The organism is Litorilituus lipolyticus (assembly GCF_006439335.1).
Taxonomy (GTDB): domain Bacteria; phylum Pseudomonadota; class Gammaproteobacteria; order Enterobacterales; family Alteromonadaceae; genus Colwellia; species Colwellia lipolytica.
Genome location: NZ_SAWY01000001.1, coordinates 183,383 through 207,258 on the forward strand (window position 1 = coordinate 183,383; position 23,876 = coordinate 207,258).

General features: G+C 37.7%; 19 protein-coding genes and 1 tRNA gene. 13 read left to right on the forward strand and 7 right to left on the reverse strand.

Annotated elements, in window-relative coordinates:
- Positions 1–28 precede the first annotated feature (28 nt).
- From secF to queA, 5 genes are all read right to left on the reverse strand, one after another.
- Positions 29–976 carry a protein translocase subunit SecF gene (gene secF / locus EPA86_RS00865; RefSeq protein WP_140600942.1) on the reverse strand — a complete coding sequence of 316 codons (948 nt, stop codon included), beginning with the start codon at positions 974–976 and terminating at the stop codon, positions 29–31.
- A gap of 22 nt (positions 977–998) precedes the next feature.
- The gene (gene secD, locus EPA86_RS00870) at positions 999–2,846 is read right to left on the reverse strand and encodes a protein translocase subunit SecD (protein WP_140600944.1); all 1,848 of its coding nucleotides are present in this window, start codon (positions 2,844–2,846) and stop codon (positions 999–1,001) included.
- Between the two features lie 100 nt (positions 2,847–2,946).
- On the reverse strand, positions 2,947–3,282 hold the full coding sequence (gene yajC / locus EPA86_RS00875) for a preprotein translocase subunit YajC (RefSeq protein ID WP_140600946.1): 336 nt from the start codon (positions 3,280–3,282) through the stop codon (positions 2,947–2,949).
- 76 nt (positions 3,283–3,358) lie between these two features.
- Positions 3,359–4,492, reverse strand: a complete 1,134-nt coding sequence (gene tgt / locus EPA86_RS00880; RefSeq protein ID WP_170309530.1) for a tRNA guanosine(34) transglycosylase Tgt — start codon at positions 4,490–4,492, stop codon at positions 3,359–3,361.
- Positions 4,493–4,616: 124 nt separating this feature from the next.
- Positions 4,617–5,675 (reverse strand): tRNA preQ1(34) S-adenosylmethionine ribosyltransferase-isomerase QueA, encoded by a 1,059-nt coding sequence (gene queA, locus EPA86_RS00885; protein ID WP_140600949.1) that lies wholly within the window; start codon positions 5,673–5,675, stop codon positions 4,617–4,619.
- A gap of 332 nt (positions 5,676–6,007) precedes the next feature.
- Between queA and aceK the strand changes: the two genes are divergently transcribed.
- The 9 genes from aceK to EPA86_RS00930 all read left to right on the forward strand — a co-directional run bounded on the left by aceK (position 6,008) and on the right by EPA86_RS00930 (position 14,698).
- Positions 6,008–7,768 (forward strand): bifunctional isocitrate dehydrogenase kinase/phosphatase, encoded by a 1,761-nt coding sequence (gene aceK / locus EPA86_RS00890; RefSeq protein WP_140600951.1) that lies wholly within the window; start codon positions 6,008–6,010, stop codon positions 7,766–7,768.
- A gap of 157 nt (positions 7,769–7,925) precedes the next feature.
- Positions 7,926–8,525: a hypothetical protein gene (locus EPA86_RS00895; RefSeq protein ID WP_140600953.1), complete on the forward strand. Its 600-nt coding sequence runs from the start codon at positions 7,926–7,928 to the stop codon at positions 8,523–8,525.
- Positions 8,526–8,654: 129 nt separating this feature from the next.
- Positions 8,655–8,731: transfer RNA gene (locus EPA86_RS00900), tRNA-Trp, on the forward strand.
- 101 nt (positions 8,732–8,832) lie between these two features.
- The gene (locus EPA86_RS00905) at positions 8,833–9,213 is read left to right on the forward strand and encodes a DNA polymerase III subunit psi (protein WP_140600955.1); all 381 of its coding nucleotides are present in this window, start codon (positions 8,833–8,835) and stop codon (positions 9,211–9,213) included.
- Between the two features lie 3 nt (positions 9,214–9,216).
- The gene (gene rimI, locus EPA86_RS00910; RefSeq protein WP_140600957.1) at positions 9,217–9,681 is read left to right on the forward strand and encodes a ribosomal protein S18-alanine N-acetyltransferase; all 465 of its coding nucleotides are present in this window, start codon (positions 9,217–9,219) and stop codon (positions 9,679–9,681) included.
- 123 nt (positions 9,682–9,804) lie between these two features.
- Positions 9,805–10,050 (forward strand): hypothetical protein, encoded by a 246-nt coding sequence (locus EPA86_RS00915; RefSeq protein WP_140600959.1) that lies wholly within the window; start codon positions 9,805–9,807, stop codon positions 10,048–10,050.
- Between the two features lie 158 nt (positions 10,051–10,208).
- A complete protein-coding gene (gene prfC, locus EPA86_RS00920) occupies positions 10,209–11,789 on the forward strand; it encodes a peptide chain release factor 3 (protein ID WP_140600961.1) in 1,581 nt (526 codons plus the stop codon).
- Between the two features lie 275 nt (positions 11,790–12,064).
- Positions 12,065–13,801, forward strand: coding sequence for an arginine--tRNA ligase (argS, locus tag EPA86_RS00925; protein WP_140600963.1), 1,737 nt, complete (start codon positions 12,065–12,067; stop codon positions 13,799–13,801).
- Between the two features lie 42 nt (positions 13,802–13,843).
- Positions 13,844–14,698, forward strand: coding sequence for a TatD family hydrolase (locus EPA86_RS00930; RefSeq protein ID WP_140600965.1), 855 nt, complete (start codon positions 13,844–13,846; stop codon positions 14,696–14,698).
- Positions 14,699–14,702: 4 nt separating this feature from the next.
- Here EPA86_RS00930 and EPA86_RS00935 read toward each other — a convergent pair whose 3' ends face one another.
- Positions 14,703–15,407, reverse strand: a complete 705-nt coding sequence (locus EPA86_RS00935; RefSeq protein ID WP_140601067.1) for a hypothetical protein — start codon at positions 15,405–15,407, stop codon at positions 14,703–14,705.
- A 104-nt stretch (positions 15,408–15,511) separates the two neighbouring features.
- Between EPA86_RS00935 and serB the strand changes: the two genes are divergently transcribed.
- Positions 15,512–16,504, forward strand: coding sequence for a phosphoserine phosphatase SerB (gene serB / locus EPA86_RS00940; protein WP_246058185.1), 993 nt, complete (start codon positions 15,512–15,514; stop codon positions 16,502–16,504).
- A 93-nt stretch (positions 16,505–16,597) separates the two neighbouring features.
- On the opposite strand, the gene EPA86_RS00945 is transcribed toward serB, so the two are convergent.
- Entirely contained in the window at positions 16,598–19,081 is a 2,484-nt protein-coding gene (locus tag EPA86_RS00945) for a PilZ domain-containing protein (protein WP_140600967.1), read from the reverse strand.
- 357 nt (positions 19,082–19,438) lie between these two features.
- Here EPA86_RS00945 and radA point away from each other — a divergent pair, with 357 nt between their 5' ends.
- From radA to hpf, 3 genes are all read left to right on the forward strand, one after another.
- Complete coding sequence (gene radA / locus EPA86_RS00950) at positions 19,439–20,800, forward strand: DNA repair protein RadA (protein WP_140600969.1); 1,362 nt, start codon at positions 19,439–19,441, stop codon at positions 20,798–20,800.
- Between the two features lie 90 nt (positions 20,801–20,890).
- On the forward strand, positions 20,891–23,140 hold the full coding sequence (locus EPA86_RS00955; RefSeq protein ID WP_140601071.1) for a S9 family peptidase: 2,250 nt from the start codon (positions 20,891–20,893) through the stop codon (positions 23,138–23,140).
- A gap of 328 nt (positions 23,141–23,468) precedes the next feature.
- On the forward strand, positions 23,469–23,804 hold the full coding sequence (gene hpf, locus EPA86_RS00960) for a ribosome hibernation-promoting factor, HPF/YfiA family (protein ID WP_140600971.1): 336 nt from the start codon (positions 23,469–23,471) through the stop codon (positions 23,802–23,804).
- Positions 23,805–23,876: the final 72 nt, after the last annotated feature.

Genomic DNA, 23,876 nt, shown 5'->3' on the forward strand with positions numbered 1-23,876 from the left:
TCTTTTTAGTTACTCTTTCAAAAAGAACTTAAGGCATCATTTCTTCTTGATCTGCACCTTCTTTTTCAATGACTTCAGGGATTAAATCTTCTTTAGAGATACCTAAAGACAATGCAACCGATGAAGCGACATAAATTGAAGAGTACGTACCAACAAACACACCAAATAATAATGCCGTTGCAAAACCGTGAATTAAAGCACCACCCCAGAAAAATAACGCTGCTAATACAAGCAAGGTCGTGATTGAAGTAATAAACGTACGGCTAAGTGTTTGCGTTAATGAGGTATTGATAATCTCTTCTGTAGTACCTGTGCGCAATTTACGAAAGTTCTCACGAATTCGATCTGATACAACAATAGTATCGTTCAGTGAATAACCAATAACAGCCAAAATTGCCGCAAGTACAGTTAAGTCAAACTCTAAACCTAAAACTGAGAATAACCCTAGGGTTAACAATACATCGTGGAATAATGCCGCAACTGAACCAATTGCAAAGCGCCATTCAAAACGAAAGGCAACGTATACCAAAATACAAATAAGTGCAGTTAGCATCGCTAATCCGCCCTGCTCTGCTAGTTCATCACCAACACTTGCACCAACAAATTCAATACGTCGCATATCAATATTTTGGCCAGTATTTGATTGAAGAATATCAAGTACTTGGTTGCCTAGCATTTCAGCCTTAACGTCATCACGTAAACCTAAACGTATAACAACATCGCTACTACTGCCATAAAATTGAATTTTCGCTTCAGGAAAGCCGTTGCTGGTCATCACATCGCGAAGTGACTCTAAGTCAGCCGCTTGCTCAAAACCTACCTCGATTAAGGTACCGCCGGTAAAGTCCAAACCAAAATTTAACTTGTTAGTCGCAAGCGATGTAACCGCTGCCAGCATTAGTACTGCACTAAATATCATCGCAAACTTGCGATAGCTCATAAAGGCGACAGTTTCTTTTAATCTTAAATTAAACATAATCTTTAAAGTCTCACCTTAACTATATAGAAAGCTTGTCAAGGCGTTTACCACCCCAAACAGCATTAACTACGGTTCTTGAAGCAACAACAGAGGTAAACATCGAAGTGATAATACCAATTGATAATGTTACCGCGAAACCTTTTACCGGACCTGTACCAACAGCAAATAAAATAAGCGCTGCAATTAAGGTGGTGATATTGGCATCAATAATGGTAGAGAACGCCGCTTCATAACCTTGGTGAATCGCTTGTTGAATTGACTTACCTTCACGTATTTCTTCACGAATACGTTCAAAAATAAGTACGTTAGCATCAACAGCCATACCAACAGTTAATACAATACCCGCCATACCAGGTAAAGTAAGTGTTGCACCAGGAATCATCGACATAACACCAACAATTAATACTAAGTTAGCGCCTAGTGCTAAATTAGCAACCACACCAAAGGCGCGATAATAAAACATCATAAACGCAAAAACGAAAGCAAAGCCTAGCATAATCGCTTTAAAGCCTAGTTGAACGTTTTCAGCACCCAGCGTTGGACCAACTGTACGCTCTTCTACAATAGTAATTGGCGCAATTAAAGCACCCGCTCTAAGTAATAGCGCTAAGTTATGTGCTTCTGCTTGGCTACCTGCACCGGTAATACGGAAAGATTTACCTAAACGTGCTTGAATGGTGGCAATTGAGATGATCTCTTCAACTTTCTCAAAGATTATATTGCCTTCAGCATCTTTCTTATCTGTCGCTTTATACTCAATAAATACCGTTGCCATTGGCTTACCGATATTATTCTTAGTGCCATTCGACATTTTGCTGCCGCCAGCACTATCTAAAGAGATATTAACTTGCGGACGTGAATACTCATCAAAGCCAGATTTTGCATCAGTGATATGATCACCTGTTAACATAATACGCTTTTTCAAAAGTGATGGTTTACCATCGCGATCTGTTAACAAGATTGAACTAGCGGGTATACGACCATTTAATGCATTCGCTAAGTCACCTTCAGTATCAACAAGTCTAAATTCGATAGTTGCCGTGGCATTAAGAATTTCTTTCGCTTTCGCCGTATCTTGAACACCAGGTAATTCAATAACTATATGCTTTTTACCTTGGCGTTGTACCAGCGGTTCAGCAACACCTAACTCATTTACACGATTACGGATAATAGTAATATTTTGTTGTAAGGCATACTCGCGAATTTCTTTCTCTTTCAGCTCAGTCATTGTTGCTTTTAACGTTAATGAATCTTCATCGGTTTTAAACAATAAATCTCGGTAACGTTTTTCAAGTAATGATTCAGCCGCTTGTAAGTCTTCTACTTTACGGAAAATGACACTGATAGCATTTCCATCTTCTTTCACTGTGCGATAACGAATTTTTTCATTACGAAGTTCAGAACGAAACTCACTAACCATGCCTGATTTAGCCTTAGCCATGGCTTCTTTCATATTAACTTCCATTAAGAAGCTAACCCCACCACTTAAATCTAAACCTAACTTCATTGGAGTACCACCAATGTTAGCTAACCAATCTGGTGTATTCGGCGTTAAATTAAGCGCAACTGAGTATTGTTTACCTAAGCTTTCATCAAGAATATCACGAGCTTTTAACTGAGAATCAGTACTCTTAAAGCGCGTAAGAACTTGACCTTTTTCTAATGCGATACTGTCGTAAGCAATATTATTTTGCTCTAGTTGTGCTTTGATTTGATCAAGTGTTGCTGCATCCGCTTCAACACCTCGTAAACCAGAAACTTGCACAGCAGGAGCTTCACCATAAAGGTTTGGTGTGGCATAGAGCGCACCTATAGCGATAATGAACATCACCATCAGTGTTTTCCATAAAGGGTATTTGTTTAACACAATGTGTCCTTTTTTATCTTTTATTTAGCACTAATATAATTGTTTTCACTAAACTCATTGGCTTACTTTTACTAGTAAGCCAATTCATTTAGGAAATCTTTTATAAGTTTTTCATTGTGCCTTTAGGTAATACCGCACTAATTGCTGCTTTTTGAATAGTCACTTCTGTACCTTCTGCAACACTAATTGCGATGAAATCTTTTTCATCAGATACTTTTACTATTTTCCCTACGATACCACCTTGAGTAAGTACCTCATCACCTTTTGATAATGCTGCCATTAAGCCTTTATGCTCTTTCATGCGCTTAGCTTGTGGGCGATAAATCATAAAGTAAAACACTAAACCAAACACTGCTAACATGATGATCATTTCCATGCCACCACCTTGTTGAGCTGGAGCTGCAGCAGCATGTGCTGTGTTAATAAATAGACTCATAATATCCTCTTACTTCTTCTTATTTAATTAAAATAGCTAGTTTCTATTCTTATAAAAACCATAATTCTGTTTTGAGCTAAACTTGCTCACTTCCTTCTGCTAATGGTGGTACAGGTAGGCCACGCAAAGCATAAAACTCTTCAACAAAGTCGTCTAATTTACCTTGCTCGATAGCATCACGCAAACCTTGCATCACTCTTTGATAAAAATGCAGGTTATGTAAGGTATTTAACTGCGAGCCTAAAATCTCTTTACACTTATCTAAATGATGTAGATATGCACGAGAATAATTCTTACAGGTATAGCAATCACACGTTGGATCTAGTGGGCCAGTATCGGTTTTATGGCTCGCATTACGGATCTTAATAACTCCGTTATTTACAAACAAATGACCATTACGGGCATTACGTGTAGGCATAACACAATCAAACATGTCTATACCGCGACGTACACCTTCAACTAAGTCTTCAGGTTTACCTACTCCCATCAGATATCGGGGCTTATTCTCAGGTATCAAGGGCGCAGTATGATCTAAAATTCTAATCATATCTTCTTTAGGTTCACCTACCGATAAACCACCAATGGCATAACCATCAAATTCAATCGCTTTTAGGCCCTTAACAGAAACTTCACGTAAATCTTCATACATGCCACCTTGAATAATACCAAATAGGGCATTTAGGCTGTCGCCGTGCGCATCTTTTGAGCGTTGTGCCCAGCGAAGTGATAACTCCATAGAGTCTTTTGCTTCTTTATGAGTCGCAGGGTATGGCGTGCATTCGTCAAAGATCATGACAATATCAGAGTTTAAGCTGCGCTGAACTTCCATAGAGCGCTCTGGCGTCAGCATAATTTTTTCACCATTAACAGGCGAACTAAAGCGTACCCCTTCTTCGGTAATTTTTCGCATCTCGCCTAAGCTAAATACTTGAAAACCACCTGAATCGGTTAAAATTGGTTTATCCCAATTCATAAAACCATGCAAACCACCGTGCTGCTCAATAATATCAGTGCCAGGTCTTAACATTAGATGAAACGTATTGCCTAAAATAATATCGGCGCCTGTTGCTTCTACTTCGTCAGTTTTCATACCTTTAACTGTGCCGTATGTGCCAACAGGCATGAAGGCAGGTGTTTCGACTACACCACGATCAAAAATCAATCGACCACGACGCGCTTTACCGTCTTTAGTGATTAATTCATATTTCATTCTATTTTTTACAGTCACTGTCATTTTTCTTACTCAAGTCACCCACTAGCAAAACAGGCCGGCGGTGTTTAGGTTAACGGTAAAGAGCAAAACACTGTGATAGTGTCATTCGCCTTTACCTCAATTAAATAGATTTTTTCGTTAAAAACATCGCATCGCCGTAACTAAAGAATCGATACTTTTGTTCAATAGCATGCTGATAAGCTGGCATAATATGCTCATAGCCAGCAAAAGCACTCACTAGCATTAATAATGTTGATTCTGATAAATGAAAATTTGTTAACAATGCATCAACCACTAGAAATTCATAGCCAGGGGTAATAAATATATCAGTATCACCATAGAACTCAGTTAATGGCTGGTTTTGCTCTTTTGCGGTTTTTGCCGCACTTTCTAAAGAGCGTACTGAGGTAGTCCCCACTGCAACTACTCGACCACCAGAGGCTTTTGTAGTACGAATTTGTTCAACAACATCAGCAGGCACTTCAACATATTCAGCATGCATTATGTGATCAGAAATCTCATCAACTTTTACTGGCTGAAATGTTCCTGCTCCAACGTGAAGCGTAACGAAAGCGAGTTCAACACCTTTGGCTTTAATTTTTTCTAGGATGGCTTCATCAAAATGTAAACCTGCCGTTGGAGCAGCTACTGCCCCAGGCTTTTCATTATAAACGGTTTGGTAGCGCTCTTTATCACTGTCTTCATCAGGGCGATCAATATAAGGGGGTAACGGCATATGACCTATATTTTCAAGGACCGTTAATACACTTTCATCACCATGGAATTTTAATTCAAATAACGCACCTTGACGGCCAACCATAGTAGCATTTACTGATGCACCCGATTCATTTTGTAAGACTAACTCTGCACCTACTTTAGGCGATTTACTCGCTCTAATGTGCGCAAGGGCAGTATGTTGATCGACAATACGCTCAACCAGTACTTCTATTTTACCACCTGTAGATTTTTGACCATACATACGTGCGGGAATTACACGAGTATTATTAAAAACCAGTAAATCCCCCGCATTAAGTTGCTCAATAATATCAGTAAAATTTAAGTCGTTACGCTCCCCTGTATCACCGTTCAAGGTCATTAATCGGCTGCCAGTACGGTTCGCCATTGGGTATCGAGCAATTAGCTCTTCAGGAAGGTCAAATGAAAAATCAGATACGCGCATGAGGTACTTTTATTAAATCGATAAATACAAAGTTAACTTGTAGCAATTAGCTATGTTTAAATGACAAGCGAACCGGTAAATTTTAAAACGGCTAATTTTAATGCTGAGTGCCTTTGATAGCAAGACAAATAAGCAATTACTCCTGCTTATTCCAACATCGCTCGTCTGACAAAATTGATAAACATCAATGAAAGCTTATTATTTCTATTTATAACCACTATTTAGCAAACTTTATCTCACTCAAAAGCGTTTTTATCGTATGCTGGTTTTCAAACAGTTGTGTGAAATAACCACGCTAAACTAGATAGTTTACCCAAATATAGGTTGGTGCTATGAATAATCTTGCTTTTGCTCTCGCCAAAACCATGCTTAATGGTTTTGAACGTCATATAAAATTGTTTATCGAAATAACTCAGTCTGCCAAGCAACGGTTCGAGTTATGTCAATGGAGTGAAGTCCAAGAAGCAGCTAAAGCAAGAACAACTTTTTATGATCAAAGGGTAAACGAGACATTTGACACAATTAAACAAGATTTTTTTATACAAGAACTTGATGGTGAGCTTTGGCAACAGGTTAAGCGTGAATATATCAAACTATTAAAAACACACCAACAGCCTGAACTTGCTGAAACCTTTTATAACTCAGTGTTTTGCCACTTATTTGAACGTAAATATTACCATAATGCTTATATTTTTGTTGAAAGCACAGCTAGTCGACTAGATGCGCAAGAAACGCCAGAAATTTATAAACGCTATACCCCCGTTGAAAAAGGTTTAAAAGAAACCATTTTCGACATTATGAACGATCATAAAAGCGAAATTCCTTACCAAGATCTTGATGCCGATGTTGAAACATTGATTCGTGCTTTTAGACGCCAAGCAGAAAAAACACGCTTTAAATTAGAAGACTTAACCTTTGATATTTTAAATTTTACTTTTTATCGTAATAAAGGTGCTTACATTATTGGCCGTGTTTTATCACCTGCAGGTGAAACCCCCTTTATTGTTTCAGTACTCCACGATGAAAAGGGCGGCTTAACCATAGATGCACTGTTAACCACCAGCGAAAGTATGGCCGTTGTCTTTGGTTTTGCTCGAGCATATTTCTTTGTTGATTGCCTGCACCCTCATGCCCTAGTTAATTTTTTACAAGGCTTAATCCCTCACAAAACAAAAGCTGATTTATATTCTGCTATTGGTTTTCATAAACAAGGGAAAACCCAATTTTATCGTGATTTTTTAAACCACTTAGCAACCAGCGAAGACAAATTCGAACTCGCAGCGGGGATAAAAGGTATGGTTATGTCGGTGTTTACCCTCCCTTCATATCCGTACGTTTTTAAAATAATTAAAGACAAGTTCTCACCAAGCAAGAACATGACCAAAAAAGATGTAAAAGGAAAATATCGTCTAGTTAAGTTACACGATAGGGTTGGTCGCATGGCCGATACCATGGAATATTCCGAAGTAGCCTTTCCGAAAAATCGCTTTAGTGAGGAGTTACTTGAAGAGCTAATGAAAGTAGCTCCATCTATTATTCGCTTTGAAGATGACCTTATCATTATTGAGCACCTGTATATTGAACGCCGAATGGTACCACTAAACATTTATTTAGCTGAAGCACTTAAAAATAAAGAAACTGAAAAGATTAACGAAGCCATGTATGGCTATGGAGAAGCCATTAAACAACTTATCTCTGCTAATATTTTTCCTGGCGATATGTTACTGAAAAACTTCGGGGTTACCCGTCATGGTCGGGTGATATTTTATGATTATGACGAAATTACTTACATGAACGAAGTCAATTTTCGCGTGAAGCCAGAACCAGTGACTGAAGAGCAAATATATGCAGCTGAGCCTTGGTACTCAGTAGCTCCTGGCGATATGTTTCCAGAAGAGTTAGCCACTTTTGCCCTTGCAAACCCTAACTATTTAAAAGCATTCAAATTGCATCATGCAGATCTGCTCGAAGCGAGCTATTGGCAGCAATGTCAACAAAATGTGGCCGATGGTATATATAAAGATGTTTACCCATACCCTGATCAATTTAGGTTTTGTTATTTGCGTGGAATTAAAAAAGCAGCACCTTACTAATCTTAAAATGTTTAATAAATTGCTGTCGAATTTTTTTACAAGTTGAATTGATAAATACTAGCCATATTACTCAATAGACTGTTTTATTTACTATTATTATTCTAGGCTTAACTTATGCATTAAATGAATGTGTTAACAGTTAAGCCAAGGATAACCGATGATGAAAATTCTTAGATTTGCTTTACTCATTTTATTTCTTTCTAATCAATCCCATGCAACTTTACTCAATATCACCTTTATTGATAATGATGGCCCACAATGGATGGGTGTCGTAGATACTAATACTAACACTCTAATTATTAATTCTTGGCTAGAAGGCTCTGGAGATGAAAATTTCTGGACTCCAATAGGACCCTTAGTGTTTCATGCTTATTTGGCTCCTTCTTTTCCCAGTACGTTTTCAAATTTAGTTCCCTATGATGTACTTGATAATTGGAATGGCACAATAGGAGCTAATTGGGGCTTTGTTTCTGCCCTAGATAAATCGCAAATATTATGGAATGAAGGCGTCTTTACGGGTAACACATCACGACTAGGTTGGGGAATCGCACAATTTAACGATGGTGTCTTTAATAGTTCCTTTGCTACTGAAAATGAGTTTTCATTTATACCATATGACACGCAAGCTAACCGAAGAGTAGTTGCAGATGTTTTAACAGTTGAAGCGAACAAAATTCCTGAGCCTTTCAGCACTGCTCTCTTCGCCATCGCTTTACTATTATTATTCAAACGCCAGCATTATTTGACCAAACGATAGCGTTCACATATTAATTGGCTAGTTTATTAACACTTTGTTGATAAATTAGCCGAACAGTTAAATTTTTTACTTTTTTCTTAAATTCCTCTTTACCTTTTGTCTTGCATCAGTATAATTCACCTCCGTTGCAGGGGTGTAGTTCCAATTGGTAGAACAGCGGTCTCCAAAACCGATGGTTGGGAGTTCGAGTCTCTCCACCCCTGCCATTTTCCTTTCTAAGTAAATTTATTCCTTTAGCTTTTATCTCGCTTTCTTATCCATAAGATTTCTGTCATTATATTTTCATTTTTAATTGCGCTAAATTTACATGTCAATTTCACAACGACAATTTGATCATCTTACCGAAATGGGCATCAGTCTGTGGCAACACAGAAGTCACGATAACAACTCACCTGAACCCAGTTCATCTGAGCAAAAATTTATTCAAGTAAAATTAGACGAACTTTCAAAACAGCAATTTTTTAGTGATCTACTATTAAGTATTGATGTTAGTGTTGGAGAAATCACAGAGCAGGTTGACCATTTAGATTTAGGTCTATTCAACTGGTTCTTTGTTGATTCTAGTAAACAAGAGAGTCCAATACAGTTTCAACAAAATAGCTTATACACGCCTGCACTTGAACAGTTATCTAAACGCCCTGAATTAAAAAAGGCCTTATGGCAAACTATCTCAACAAAGTTGTTGTAACTTATGAAAGATTCTCTTAATCAATTACACTTTCAAGTAATAGAAAACAGTGATGTTGATAGGTTAATGCCTATTGAAAACGCCTGTCACTCACATCCTTGGAGTGAAAAAACCTTTAGTAGTTGTATTGGTGGTCGATACTTTTCTGAGTTAGCTTCTTTGAGTGAACAAGTACTTGGTTTTTATGTTGGGGAGTTAGTACTAGATGAAGCTACATTAATGGATATCTGTGTTTTGCCAGAACATCAAGGCAAAGGCTATGGAAAAGCGCTATTAACGCAATTCATTAACCAAGCCACCAAAGCTGGTGCTCAAAAATTATTTTTAGAAGTCAGAGCTAAAAACATTTCAGCGCAGATGCTATACATCAACATGGGCTTTACAGAAACAGGTAGAAGAACGGGCTATTACCCTAGCGCTTCTGGTTTCGGGTATGAAGATGCTATTGTCATGAGCAAAAAGCTTTAACTTAAGGCTCATCACCTCCCTTTCACATAACAAAAAACTACAATTGATTACCTTATTAACCTAACTTAATGACGAGTATTGTTTAAAATCACTATAGCCCAATTTTAAAAGTAAGAGGCAAAAGTGATGCACATAAACAACAGATCTCACTATGATAATCAGCAACTAGATAGCAATGCTGCACAAGCCATTGCAACTCAAGCGATTGAGCAATTGATGCAAATAACACATTTTAGTAAAAGCCAATGCCTATCATTACTATCGCAACAGCTAGCTCATGAAAAAAGGTTAAGCACTGCCTCAACATCATACACACCGGTACTTGAGCAGAGTGAATCTGATTATATTCACGCCTTATTTTCATCATAAGCGTTAAGTGGTACTTACCTTAAAATTACTCGCTAATTTTTATCCTCTATACATTACTTTTATCATTCAATTTCGCTATAATATCGCGCTTTATTTTTTATTTCATTGGTGTGTGATTCAGTCGCGCACTGAAAACTCATTTTTCACAGGTAATTTGCATGTCTGTACAACAGCAGGAAGTCGACTTACGTAGAACGTTTGCGATTATTTCTCACCCGGATGCCGGTAAAACCACCATTACAGAAAAAGTATTACTTTTTGGTCAAGCATTACAAAAAGCAGGTACGGTAAAAGGTAAAAAATCAGGTCAGCACGCAAAATCTGACTGGATGGAAATGGAAAAAGATCGTGGTATCTCAATTACCACTTCGGTAATGCAATTTCCTTATAACGATTGCCTTGTTAACTTACTTGATACTCCAGGTCACGAAGACTTCTCTGAAGATACCTACAGAACACTAACCGCTGTTGACTCTTGCCTTATGGTCATCGACGTTGCTAAAGGTGTAGAGGCTCGTACCATAAAGTTAATGGAAGTTACTCGTTTACGTGATACACCAATTATTACTTTCATGAATAAAATGGATCGAGATGTACGTGATCCGATGGAAGTGATGGACGAAGTTGAAGATGTCTTAAAAATTAAGTGTGCCCCTATTACTTGGCCAATTGGCATGGGTAAAGAATTTAAAGGCGTATATAACATTTTAACGGATGAAACGGTTTTGTATCAATCAGGTCAAGGCCATACCATTCAAGAAAAACGTATTATTAAAGGATTAGATAACCCAGCGCTTGATGAAGCAATTGGTAATTATGCTGAAGACTTGCGTGAAGAATTAGAACTCGTTGTCGGTGCTTCTCATGAGTTCGATTTAGAAGAGTTTTTAGATGGCGAATTAACGCCAGTATTTTTCGGTACGGCATTAGGTAACTTTGGCGTAGATCATATGCTTGACGGTCTAACCAAATGGGCACCTAAGCCATTACCTCGTCAAACAGACTTACGCCAAGTAAATGCCGAAGAAGAGAAGTTTTCAGGCTTTGTTTTTAAAATCCAAGCAAACATGGATCCTAAGCATAGAGACAGAATTGCCTTTATGCGTATTTGCTCAGGCAAATATGAGAAAGGCATGAAAATGAAGCAAGTTCGTCTAGGTAAAGATGTTAAAATTGCCGATGCAGTGACCTTTATGGCTGGCGATCGCTCTAATGTAGAACAAGCTTACGCTGGTGATATTATTGGCTTACATAACCACGGTAGTATTCAAATAGGTGATACCTTTACCGCAGGTGAAATGATGAAGTTCAGCGGTATTCCTAACTTTGCACCTGAAATGTTTAGACGCATTCGTTTAAAAGATCCTTTGAAAGCAAAACAGCTGCAAAAAGGCCTAATTCAGCTTTCTGAAGAAGGAGCAGTACAAGTTTTTAGACCTTTTATTAATAACGATATGATTGTTGGTGCCGTGGGTATACTTCAGTTTGAAGTAGTTGTTCAACGTTTAAAAACTGAATACAAAGTCGATGCGATCTATGAACCAATCAGTGTAGCCACCGCAAGATGGTGTACCTGTGATGATGAACGTACTTTAGAGCAATTTAAGAAAAAAGCGGGCGATAACTTAGCATTAGATGGTGGTGATAATTTAACTTATATCGCGCCTACTATGGTTAATTTATCATTAGCGCAAGAGCGTCACCCTGATATTGTGTTTCATGCGACCCGTGAGCACTAATTTGGCGGCCTAGTTTGTAGTTTTATCGCGTTGCTTAATCATTTTTATGCTGGCACTTAGTTTAGTAAGCTCCCTTATAAAAATGATCAAGCGCCTTGTAAAATAAACAAACTATTTTGCCAAACTTGAAATATAAGAAATAGTTACTAACTGTGAATGCGCATTCTCACGGTTAGTTGGTTCAAGATAAATGAGTACGCGCGCAATTAACGATAGTCAATGAGCACGCTTGATGAAGTTTTGAACCAAATAACAATGATAAAGAGTCTATTGAAATGAATATTAAAAATATATTAGCCGAAAAAGTCAGTGCTGCTATGGTGGCTGCCGGTTTACCTGAAGATACTAATCCTGCGATTAGCTTATCGAATCGCCCACAATTTGGCGACTACCAAGCGAATGGCGTTATGGGCGCAGCTAAAAAGCTTAAAACTAACCCACGAGAATTAGCAACCAAAGTTGTTGAACAGCTAAATTTAGATGGTATAGCTGAGAAAATTGAACTAGCGGGCCCTGGTTTTATTAATATTCATTTAGATCAAGCTTGGTTAGCAGCTAACTTAAATAATACGCGCGACGATGCGTATATTGGTGTTACTCAGCGTGAAGTAGCGCAAACAGTAGTTGTAGATTACTCTGCACCTAACTTAGCGAAAGAAATGCACGTTGGTCACTTACGCTCAACTATCATTGGTGACGCGGTAGTACGTGCCCTTGAGTTTCGTGGTGATAAGGTCATTCGTCAAAATCATATGGGCGATTGGGGTACTCAGTTTGGCATGTTAATCGCGCACTTAAGTGACAAATTAGCAGGCAATGAAGTAGCCGAAACAGCCCTTGCTGATTTAGAAAACTTTTACCGTGAAGCAAAAGTTCGTTTTGATGAAGAAGAAGGCTTTGCTGATCGAGCAAGGGACTACGTAGTTAAGCTGCAAAGTGGTGACGAAAAATGCGATAAACTATGGCAACAATTCATTGATATTTCTATCAGCCATAGTGAAGATATTTACCAAAAACTAAATGTATCGCTACAACGTAAAGATATCATGGGTGAAAGTGCCTACAATGATGACCTGTCAAATGTCATTGATGAGCTGATGGCAAAAGAAATTGCCGTTGAAGACCAAGGGGCAAAAGTAGTCTTTATCGACGAAATGGCAAACAAAGATGGCGAGCCCTCTGTCTTCATCGTGCAAAAATCAGGTGGTGGATACTTATACGCTACTACTGATTTATCAGCATGTCGTTACCGTAGTGGCCAATTAAATGCTGATCGCATTATTATATTTACTGATGCTCGCCAATCATTGCATTTTAAGCAAGTTGAAATCGTAGCGCGTAAAGCAGGTTTCTTACCTGAACATGTGGGCTATCAACACTGTCCGTTTGGTATGATGATGGGCGATGACGGCAAACCATTTAAAACACGTACCGGTGGTACGATTAAATTAGCTGAATTACTCGATGAAGCAGTATCTCGTGCGAGTGATTTAATCAAAGAGAAGAATCCAGAAATTTCTGCTGAAGATCTTGCCAACATCTCAAAGAAAGTGGGTATTGGTGCAGTTAAATTTGCCGACTTATCTAAAAACAGAACCAGTGATTACATCTTTAGCTGGAAAACGATGTTGAGCTTTGAAGGAGCTACAGCACCTTACTTACAATATGCTTATTCTCGTATTCAAAGTATTTTTGCTAAGGCAAATGTAGCCAGTGATGCATTGGGTCAAATAGCTATTGTTGAGCCACAAGAAAAAGCATTGGCACTTAAGCTACTTCAATTAGAAGATGTGATTGATGCTGTTATCAGTGAATGTACACCGAACTTATTGTGTAATTACCTCTATGAACTCGCCAGTTTATACATGAGTTTTTATGAAGCATGCCCTATCCTAAAAGAAGGGATCAGTGAAGAAGTAAAACACTCTCGTTTGGCATTATGTCAACTGATCAGTAAAACACTTAACCAAGGCTTAGATATTTTAGGCATTGAAGTGATGGAAAGAATGTAATCGCATTCTTTTAAAGTAATAGCAACATCAAGGGGCAGTCGCATGAAATTTACGGATAGCCACTGCCACCTTGATGACAATTGTTTTAGTCAGCAATTACCTGATCTTTTATCACAGTGTGATCTACACAATATTTCACGAATAATCATACCCAGCATTTCGCCTGATAACTTTCAAAAAGTATTAAGTCTAACCAAGCAGCATCATCAAAATCCCATTGATTTATATTGCACATTAGGTATTCACCCATGGTTTATTAAGCATTTATCAATAAGTGATTTAGAAAAACTTAGCCTGCTTATTATTCAAGAAAAACAACATATTGTTGGTATCGGTGAAATAGGACTTGATGGCGCAACTAGCAAGCATGCAGCTCAGTTTGGTCAAACACCTGAAGAAAATTTTAAGCAGCAGCAATTATTTTTTGATTACCAACTCAATCTTGCACAAAGAAATGCCATGCCGGTTATCATTCATCACAGACAATCGCATCATCATATTGTGCCATTTCTTAAGCATTACCAATTAGCAAAATCAGGTATAATCCACGGTTTTACCGGTAGTTACCAACAAGCAAAGGATTATATAGATTTAGGTTTTAAATTAGGGGTAGGAAGTAGTATCAGCTTTTCTCGAGCAAAGAAAACCATTAATACTTTTAAACGCTTACCTATTGAATACCTTGTTCTTGAAACCGACGCTCCTTCAATGCCCTTAAGTCATGAAATCGAGAGTAACTCTACTAAGCTTTATCAAAACAATTCCAGCAAGTCACCTGCTAATTCACCTTTAAATATCCCTGTAATTTTTCAATTACTAGTAAATATTACAGGAGTAGACCCTTTAGTATTAGCTAATCAACTGGAAAGAAATGTTGATGATATTTTCTTAACATAAAGCCCTAAGATTTAGGTGTACCTTGTTCAGCCGCTTTAATAGTTTGATTAATTCGATAACTTCGTCGACTAAATCGGTTCAAACCACGTGTTAATAAAAAACCAACAACACCAGCGAGTAACAGCATTAACCGCAGTAAGGTTTGTCTGTCATTATCCGCTTCGCTTAACCCTTGTGTAAGATAAGTTGACTCAAAGGTAAAGCGTAAGTAGCCCAGTAATTTTTCTTGCCGAATTTCCATAACATAGGGCGAATAACGTGAGCTTTTATCTAAAGATTTGGCAGATACACCATAAAGCTCTAGCATGGTTTTACTTGGATCCTCAAAAGCAACTTGCTCGTTAGTACCTGTAGATTCAATCAAAGACTTTCCTGTATGTAACAACAAGCCTTTTTTATCATATAGATGTGCCTGTTTAACAAAATCTACTTCTATTAATCCATTAAGATAATTTTGCAACGCTTTATTACGTTCTTTTTTAGATGAGTATTTATGACTAAGTAATACCGAAATACCTGAAGCACTTTGCTGTAAGTACTGCTTGGCAAGGTAATCGAAATGCTGCTCAAGAGTCGATTCATCTTTATTGATGGTAGATTGCCACATACTCATCAATACGATAATAATCAAAATTGCACTAGCTAATTGCAGAATTTTATTATAAATCGATGATAATTTAGGGTATAAAGGCTGTTCAGGTTGCTTCATATAACCATGATAACTGTATAACATGCTGATATTGCCACTATAGTTATATTATTATCTGTTGTGAAGTTTTAATATTATTTCCCATATTGCCATAGAGAATTTACGTGACTAATTCAGCCAATGAAACTGCGCTCAGTGAAGCTTTTAATGAGCTTTTAACAAAATCATCTCTACCTATATATTTATCATTAAATAACAAGACAATAGGCTTAACTCAGACGAAATTATCACTAACTGAACAAGAGCTTGTTGTTTTCTCTACTATAACCCTACAACAGCTGCATAAACTTGTTGAGTTCAGCCAAATAACACCATTAGCTTTAACACAAGTTAATCACAGGAACCATGAAACAAGTTATCGTTTTAATGTTAACTGTGACGATTTTACCTCGGCTCGAGAGTCAGTTGCACAGTTTGCTCTTGAAAATAACATCGAAGCAGCGTTAATCAACAATGCACCATCTCTTTCAGAGCCTGGCTTACTGGTTATGGATATGGACTCTACCACCATTGAAATTGAGTGTATTGACGAAATAGCAGCGCTTGCTGGCGTAGGTGAAGAGGTTGCCGCTGTTACAGAGCTGGCAATGCAAGGGGAACTAGACTTTGCTCAAAGTCTGCATCAACGCGTAGCGACATTGCAAGACGCTCCAGAGCAAATCTTAGCGGATGTAGCAAAGAACATCCCGCTTATGCCAGGCTTAACGACATTAATAGCTGAATTAAAAAAACACCATTGGCGTATAGCCATTGCTTCAGGTGGTTTTACTTATTTTGCCGATCATTTAAAAGACATGCTGGCACTAGATGATGCCTTTGCCAATACTTTAGAAATCATTGATGGCAAGCTTACCGGTAAAGTACTCGGTGATGTGGTAGATGCGCAAGTTAAAGCAGATTCGCTTTCTTTATTAAGTAGCAAGTACGCAATAGAGCACAATCAAACGGTTGCCATGGGCGATGGCGCAAATGATTTAGTGATGATGTCTGCGGCCTGCTTTGGTGTGGCATTTCATGCCAAACCTATTGTTTTGGCAAAAGCCGATGCAAGTATTAATAACAAAGGACTAGACTGTTTATTGCACTGGCTGCGTTAAACTATTCGGTAAGTTAATTCAGACCATTCTCGCATTCTAATTCACGGGAATGGCTGGATTACATGGTTAGCTTTAAGAGGGTATTAAGGCTGTTTAAGCCTTTGCCAATTGCGTTAAGCTTTCTTGGGCGAGTCCATAACGAATCAAGGTTTCTTGTGTCACATCAAATACTTCAATAATACCTGCAACACTCCAAATGTCCTGCTCAATTTGCTTACCACGGTGGATTGCATAAGCGCTTATATAACTTAATTCAGGGTTCAAATATTCCATTTCAGGACTTTCCGTTCTTGATAGTTTAACTTGTAAACTAAAGAACAACCCTTGCTTTAATGATTTTTTAATAAAAAATCGAGTCAATTCTGGTGTATTTAATTCACTAGCTAATTTTGTCGTTACAGATTTACCGACACCATCATGCTGTGGGTTAATAGCAACAAAAAGTGTTTCAGTAATAGCAAGATCATCTGAGAGTAATTTCTTTAACCGTGCTTCCAACGAAGTGATAGCCGCTAAATTACTCAGTAACGGGTAAAGGTTATAAAACCCTTGCCTATCGCTTAAGCGCTTCATTTGATTCAATAAGCTATCAGTTTCCTCTTCGCTTTGACCAGCCCCTAATAGCAGAGATTCTATTTTATATCGGCTACCACTCGTCTGAACAGCTAATGTAATCTGATTAAGACTAGTAGCATAAATAGTTCTTAACGCTTCTGCTAAACCTGGTGTTAGCATGGCATATTCATCAGGTGTTAATTTATTTTGATTCTTTGCAATCAGCAATTTAAAGAAAGAGCGCCCAATATGCTGATGCTCTTTTACCGAAACACGCAAATTAATCGTAGTTTTGCTTTTATTAATTCGAACTACTTTATAAGGTAGCTGCTTCAAATCAAAGCTCTTGGTAATTTGCTGTAATTTAGGAAAACTTAAATAAACAATATCACCTTTGGCCAGTTGAGCTGGTGCTTTAAGGTTTATTTTTAGTCCAGATACTGAGAAATCTTCCGAGCTACCATCCCAAGTAACTGACTGACATTCAATCGCTACAGGAGTTTTATATTTAAAACGAGGCTCTTGTCGTTGATTTTTATAATTAATACCTATTTCATTAATTTCAAGCTTGCTGGTTATGCGTTGATGACCATACTTTTTAAGTTTTTGCCTATCAATATTTATATAATCAAATTCTTTATATTGCTCCACTGTTTCATCAGTAGTCACATCAGTTACGACGACAACATGAGAGAGAGAATCTATACTTTCTATCACTTCTTTTGACGGTGGCTTATTTAGGTATTGTTGTTTAGAACTAACATTCGACAAAGTAAACGGAGAGTATACCTTGCTCTTATTAACAGGTTGCATGCTTAACTGTGTCACAGCAAATGTTGCTTTATTTGCGGCAAAACCAATAAACTCTTTTAGAAACTCAGCATCGTTAATTGCTTGAATACTATCAATACTATAAAAAAACAAGTTCCCTTGATGTTGGTGAATAAAGCTATAAACAATTAAATCGAGACCTTGAGTTTTTGCCTCTCTAATTCGTGTAATGCGCTCTGCGTTAATTAGAAAATTTAACGTTGAGTGACGTTTTTCATTCTGCCAATACTGATAAATATTTTGGTTGTTTGTAGTCGTTAATGCATACCTCGGGTGATAATTTTTATCAAGTTGCTGTATAAATACAGGCAACTCATTCAGTTTTACCATAGCGTACTGTTCGAAACTTCGCGCTTGTAGACTCTGTATCGTATTATCTAAATTAACTTTATAACGTCTTTTATTCCCTTGAATATAACCTTTTAAAAATTGTAAAAAACCATCTCTTTCAGGGATATCTAGTCGTTTACAACCAAGCAATTGGGTACTTGAATCCCTTAAAATGTTTTTCACTTGATAGGTAAACAAGCTATCCTTACCAAAATGAAATTCCTGCTCTAAGCCTTTAAAGACAATATTAAATTCATCACCAATACGTAACACAGGCACTTCTTTGAGACGAAATTTAAGACCTGTGGTACTAATATCAACTGTAGTAGCCTTGTAGGCTTTACTACCTGCGATAGTAAATTCTATCGCAACAGCAAAATTCATCCGTTCTTCTAATCGATCAGGATAGTTATCAAATTGATAACGCTGAGCACTATATTGTGTTTTCTCTACACTAGATTTAGTTGTCGTTGTAGAAGTACTCCCGACAACTTTAGCTGATTCATTTTTGTATATATTTCTAAAATTATTCTCTGTATTGGTTACAGCTTCATAAACGCCAAAAGTATAACCACCATAAACTTTGGCATTTTCTTTGAAAACATTAATGGCAATATCATCTAAAAAATGATTTTGACCTTGGTAGTCAAATAGTTGGCACTCACCGTCAACAAGGCCACGCAAATCAATGGCACGTGTACAAGGTCCTGCTAGTCGCTTCAATTCCATTTTTAATAAAAACTTTTCAGTCTTAGGTAAGCGAGATGTTGCCGCATTAAACTGATTATCAAAACTCGTTTTATTCACAACGCCACGGAATTGCTCAATGATAGTTTGATGCTTGATAAAATCTATACTCATAAAATACCAGTTTCTTTGACTATTCTTCTTATTATTAAGCCACTTATACTTAATTAACGGTTATATTGATGCAATGTTGTTTGTTGAAAACAAGCAAACTTGTCATATTATTTAACAACTTTTCACGCAGACAAGTGCTATACAAAGCCGCCAAAAACATTATAATTTAATCCATGCAAAGCCATCAAGGCAAGTACTTATACATGATAATACCTTATTGTTGTATATTGTTTGCCTATATAAAATAACGCTATATTTTGAGTGTGTTAGACCAACAATTTACAATATCTCTTGCACTAGCTGATGTGCAAGCAAGTATTACACCACTATAAAAATTAATAAAATAATAGGGATTAAATGGCCAAATCAAAAACAGCCTTTGTATGCACTGAATGTGGCTCTGAATACGCACGTTGGCTGGGCCAATGTAATGACTGTAAAGCTTGGAATACCATTTCAGAATTTAGACAAGCAAAATCACCAAGCCGAGGAGGAAACTTTTCTGGCTTTGCCGGAATTACCGAGGCTAAAGTTCAAACTCTCGACTCAATTGATCTTGGTGAACTACCACGATTTTCATCAGGATATCAAGAATTTGATAGGGTACTTGGCGGAGGTATTGTCCCTGGCAGCGCTATTCTCATTGGTGGTGAGCCCGGTGCAGGCAAAAGTACACTGCTATTACAAACTATGTGCTCTTTAGCTGCCTCAATGCCAGCTTTATACATTACCGGCGAAGAATCTTTGCAGCAAGTTGCCATGCGAGCAAAGCGTCTTGGCTTAGCCACAGATAAGCTAAAAATGCTCTCTGAAACGAGTGTAGAAAATATCTGTAATATTGCTGAAAAAGAACAGCCTAAAATCATCGTGATTGATTCTATTCAAGTAATGCATATGGCAGATGTACAGTCTGCACCAGGCAGTGTTTCCCAAGTAAGAGAAAGTGCCGCTTACTTAACCCGCTTTGCCAAGCAACACCATGTTGCAATGCTTATTGTTGGTCATGTCACTAAAGATGGTTCACTTGCTGGCCCTAAAGTTTTAGAACACTGTATTGATTGTTCAATCATGCTCGAGGGTAGTACTGACTCACGATATCGAACTTTAAGAGGCCATAAAAACCGTTTTGGCGCCGTGAATGAATTAGGTGTATTTGCCATGACAGGTGGTGGATTAAAAGAAGTGAAAAACCCTTCTGCGATATTTTTAACACGGTCTGAAGAACAAACACCTGGCAGTGTCGTAATGGTCCTTTGGGAAGGTACAAGGCCATTACTTGTTGAAATTCAAGCACTGGTCGATCACTCTGCGTTAGGTAATCCAAGGCGTGTAGCGGTTGGCGCCGATCAAAACCGACTCTCTATGTTGTTAGCTATATTAAATCGTCATGGCGGATTACAACTTAATGATCAAGACGTTTTTGTCAATGTGGTGGGAGGGGTAAAAGTCAGTGAAACTAGCATTGATTTAGCATTAATTCTCGCACTTGTTTCTAGTTTCAAAGATAATGCGCTACCACAAGACTTAGTTATTTTTGGAGAAGTTGGTTTATCGGGTGAAATCCGCCCTGTCCCTAGTGGCCAAGAACGTATCTATGAAGCAGCAAAGCATGGCTTTAAACGCGCGATTGTCCCGTACAACAATAAACCCAAGCAAGCAATTGATGGCATGGAAGTTATCGCGGTGAAAAAACTAAGTGATGCTTTAGAGGTAATTTAATAATACTTACTTAATAAAAGCTAACTCAAGAATATAAAACTTAATAAAATTTAACCTATTAACATAAGAAGTTAACCGATGAAAATTTCAATGAAAAAGACACTGCTAGTACTTAGCTGTGTATTACCCATTTTTTCAACGCTTGCCAATGATGAGTCATTGTCTATAGAGCGTATTTATAGTGCGCCTTCATTGCATGGTCAAACGCCAAAGTCATTAAAATTTTCTCCCGATGGTAATCGAGTGACCTATTTACAAGGTAAAGCTGATGATTTAAATCGTTATGATCTATGGGAATATAATTTAACCAGCAAAGAGAATCGATTACTCGTTGACTCACAATCACTATTTAGTGGAAAAGAGAGCCTATCTGACGAAGAGAAAGCTCGTCGAGAACGCCAACGAATCTTCGGCAAAGGGATCATGGAATATCAGTTCTCCCATGATGGTAGCGCCCTACTTTTCCCACTCAATGGCGAAATATACTACTATCACTTAGCCGATAAAACCGCTAAACGTTTAACCAATACCCTTGGGTTTGAAACTGATGTAAAGTTTTCACCAAAGGGCAATTATGTCTCTTATATTCGAGAGCAAAACCTCTATATACGTCATATCAAAACAGGTGAAGAACGCCAATTAACCATTGATGGTGGCGGTGTGATAAAAAATGGAATGAGTGAATTCGTTGCGCAAGAAGAAATGGACCGCATGACAGGCTATTGGTGGTCCCCTGATGAAAAGCACATCGCCTTTTTAAGGGTAGATGAAACGCCAGTTCAAACAGTTATTCGAAATGAGATCTACGCAGATAAAATTGACTTAATTGAACAAAGATACCCAGCCACGGGTACCAATAACGTTAATATTCAGTTAGCAGTTACCGATATCAAAGGAAAAAAGACACGCTTTATTCCACTAGAGGGCGCAGACAACGCTGAAAATACGGATATTTATCTACCAAGAGTAAAGTGGTATCCAAATGGCAAGAATTTGTCATACCAATGGCAAAGCCGAGACCAGAAAACGCTTATTTTAAAGTCTTATAACCTTAAAAAGCGCAAGCAAAAAACGTTATTAACTGAATCTTCAAAGCACTGGATAAACCTTCACCATGATTTATATTTTTTAAAAGATAATAAATCATTTATTTGGGCATCAGAGCGTGACGGTTTTAAGCATTTATATCACTACTCAATCAACGGTGAATTAATCACTCAATTAACTAAAGGCCAGTGGGTAGTAGACTCGTTAAAAAAAGTTGATGAAGAAAACGGCTGGTTATACTTTACGGGTAGAGCTGACACCCCGCTAGAGCGTCATTTATATAAAGTGCCCTTAGCAGGAAAAACCCCCGAGCATGTGCAACGCCTGACAAAACGTAATGGCTTTCACGATATAACGTTTGGTGCTACGAGCAGTGAAAACGGCTTAAATTATCTTGATAGCTTTTCAAATATTGCTACACCAAAGCAAGTGAGTTTGCATCAAGCTAATGGCGAGCATGTCACTTGGTTGGCACAAAATGAAATAAATGAAACTCACCCTGTGTTCCCTTATTACCAACAACTGGTTAAACCAGAATTTGGCTCTTTAATGTCAGATGATGGTCAAGCAACACTGTTTTACAAGCTATATAAACCACATAATATGAAGCCTGGTAAAAAGTACCCTGTAATTGTCAAAGTCTATGGTGGGCCTCATGCACAGCGTGTGACCAACAAATGGCTAGGTGCTGATATGATTCAATATATGGTGCAGCAAGGCTATATTGTTTATCAATTAGATAATCGCGGCTCAAACTATCGTGGCACGGCTTTTGAATTTCCTATTTATCAACGCTTGGGCGAAGTAGAAGTTGCGGATCAAATTACTGGGGTTAAATTCCTTCATAGCTTACCTTATGTTGATAAAGAGCGTATTGGTATTTATGGCCACTCTTATGGCGGCTATATGGCATTGATGGCAATGTTTAAAGCTGGTGGTTATTTTAAAGCAGGAGTTAGTGGCGCTCCGGTTACTGATTGGATGTTATATGACACTCACTATACTGAACGTTATCTTAATCACCCAAAAGTCAATGCTAAAGGTTATAAGGACAGTAGCGTATTCCCTTACATTGAGAATTTAGCGGGTCCATTGATGGTTTATCATGGCATGGCTGATGATAATGTACTTTTTACTAATACCACGAAATTGATCAAAGCAATGCAAGACGAAAACAAAGTGTTTGAGCTAATGACCTACCCGGGCAGTAAACACAGTATGCGTGGTAAGAAAGTAAAAACTCACCTTAACCACACTATTATGAATTTCTTTGACAGACATTTTAAACAATAACATTATCTCATTACACTTAATGGCAAAATCATTGGTAGAGCAGCCTCAATACTGCTCTACCTACTTTCAACTGCATTCTTCCTTTAACTAGATAAGCCACTATAACAACCAAAGCTTCCCCCTTTGATTTACAGTTACAGTAAATGTGCTATCACGCCAAGCTATTGAACAAACTTATATTTAAGTCAGTTGTAATAATATCAAAAATCCCCTCTAGTATATGAGCCCAAGTTCATTACATTTTGTTGCGAATATTGACATTTAATTGCTTGAACTTTTGTCTCAACAGGTGGATTATGAAGATGAAGATAACAAAAGAGGTAATACTATGAAAATTAGAATTTCTGGACACCACGTTGAAATCACCGAAGGTATTAAGCAATCTATTGAAAATAAATTTGCGAAAATCTCTAAGCATTATCCGTCTATTATGGCTATAGACTCAACGATTACCGTTGAACCACATCAGCAAAAGCTTGAGGTTACTACCCATTATGAAGGAACAAAAGTAACGGTAAATGCATCAGATAAACAGCTTTATGCTGCTATTGCTAAAGTTGCTAAAAAGTTACAAGTAGCCCTAGCCAGACGAAAAGGGGTGCTATCAGCAAAACTCAATGAGAAGTATGTCGTTAAGCAGTCTAACCTTTATCAACCCGCTTAAAATTAACATAGCTCTTACTTACAAATAGACAATAAACATATAGGCAAAGAAAAGGCTAAGCAACTTATTACT

Excerpts from the sequence above, each read along its gene's own strand:
- secF (WP_140600942.1), bottom strand. The coding sequence starts at position 976 with ATGTTTAATTTAAGATTAAAAGAAACTGTCGCCTTTATGAGCTATCGC.
- yajC (WP_140600946.1), bottom strand. The coding sequence starts at position 3,282 with ATGAGTCTATTTATTAACACAGCACATGCTGCTGCAGCTCCAGCTCAA.
- tgt (WP_170309530.1), bottom strand. The coding sequence starts at position 4,492 with ATGAAATATGAATTAATCACTAAAGACGGTAAAGCGCGTCGTGGTCGA.
- queA (WP_140600949.1), bottom strand. The coding sequence starts at position 5,675 with ATGCGCGTATCTGATTTTTCATTTGACCTTCCTGAAGAGCTAATTGCT.
- aceK (WP_140600951.1), top strand. The coding sequence starts at position 6,008 with ATGAATAATCTTGCTTTTGCTCTCGCCAAAACCATGCTTAATGGTTTT.
- EPA86_RS00895 (WP_140600953.1), top strand. The coding sequence starts at position 7,926 with ATGATGAAAATTCTTAGATTTGCTTTACTCATTTTATTTCTTTCTAAT.
- EPA86_RS00905 (WP_140600955.1), top strand. The coding sequence starts at position 8,833 with ATGTCAATTTCACAACGACAATTTGATCATCTTACCGAAATGGGCATC.
- rimI (WP_140600957.1), top strand. The coding sequence starts at position 9,217 with ATGAAAGATTCTCTTAATCAATTACACTTTCAAGTAATAGAAAACAGT.
- prfC (WP_140600961.1), top strand. The coding sequence starts at position 10,209 with ATGTCTGTACAACAGCAGGAAGTCGACTTACGTAGAACGTTTGCGATT.
- argS (WP_140600963.1), top strand. The coding sequence starts at position 12,065 with ATGAATATTAAAAATATATTAGCCGAAAAAGTCAGTGCTGCTATGGTG.
- EPA86_RS00930 (WP_140600965.1), top strand. The coding sequence starts at position 13,844 with ATGAAATTTACGGATAGCCACTGCCACCTTGATGACAATTGTTTTAGT.
- EPA86_RS00935 (WP_140601067.1), bottom strand. The coding sequence starts at position 15,407 with ATGAAGCAACCTGAACAGCCTTTATACCCTAAATTATCATCGATTTAT.
- EPA86_RS00945 (WP_140600967.1), bottom strand. The coding sequence starts at position 19,081 with ATGAGTATAGATTTTATCAAGCATCAAACTATCATTGAGCAATTCCGT.
- radA (WP_140600969.1), top strand. The coding sequence starts at position 19,439 with ATGGCCAAATCAAAAACAGCCTTTGTATGCACTGAATGTGGCTCTGAA.
- EPA86_RS00955 (WP_140601071.1), top strand. The coding sequence starts at position 20,891 with ATGAAAAAGACACTGCTAGTACTTAGCTGTGTATTACCCATTTTTTCA.
- hpf (WP_140600971.1), top strand. The coding sequence starts at position 23,469 with ATGAAAATTAGAATTTCTGGACACCACGTTGAAATCACCGAAGGTATT.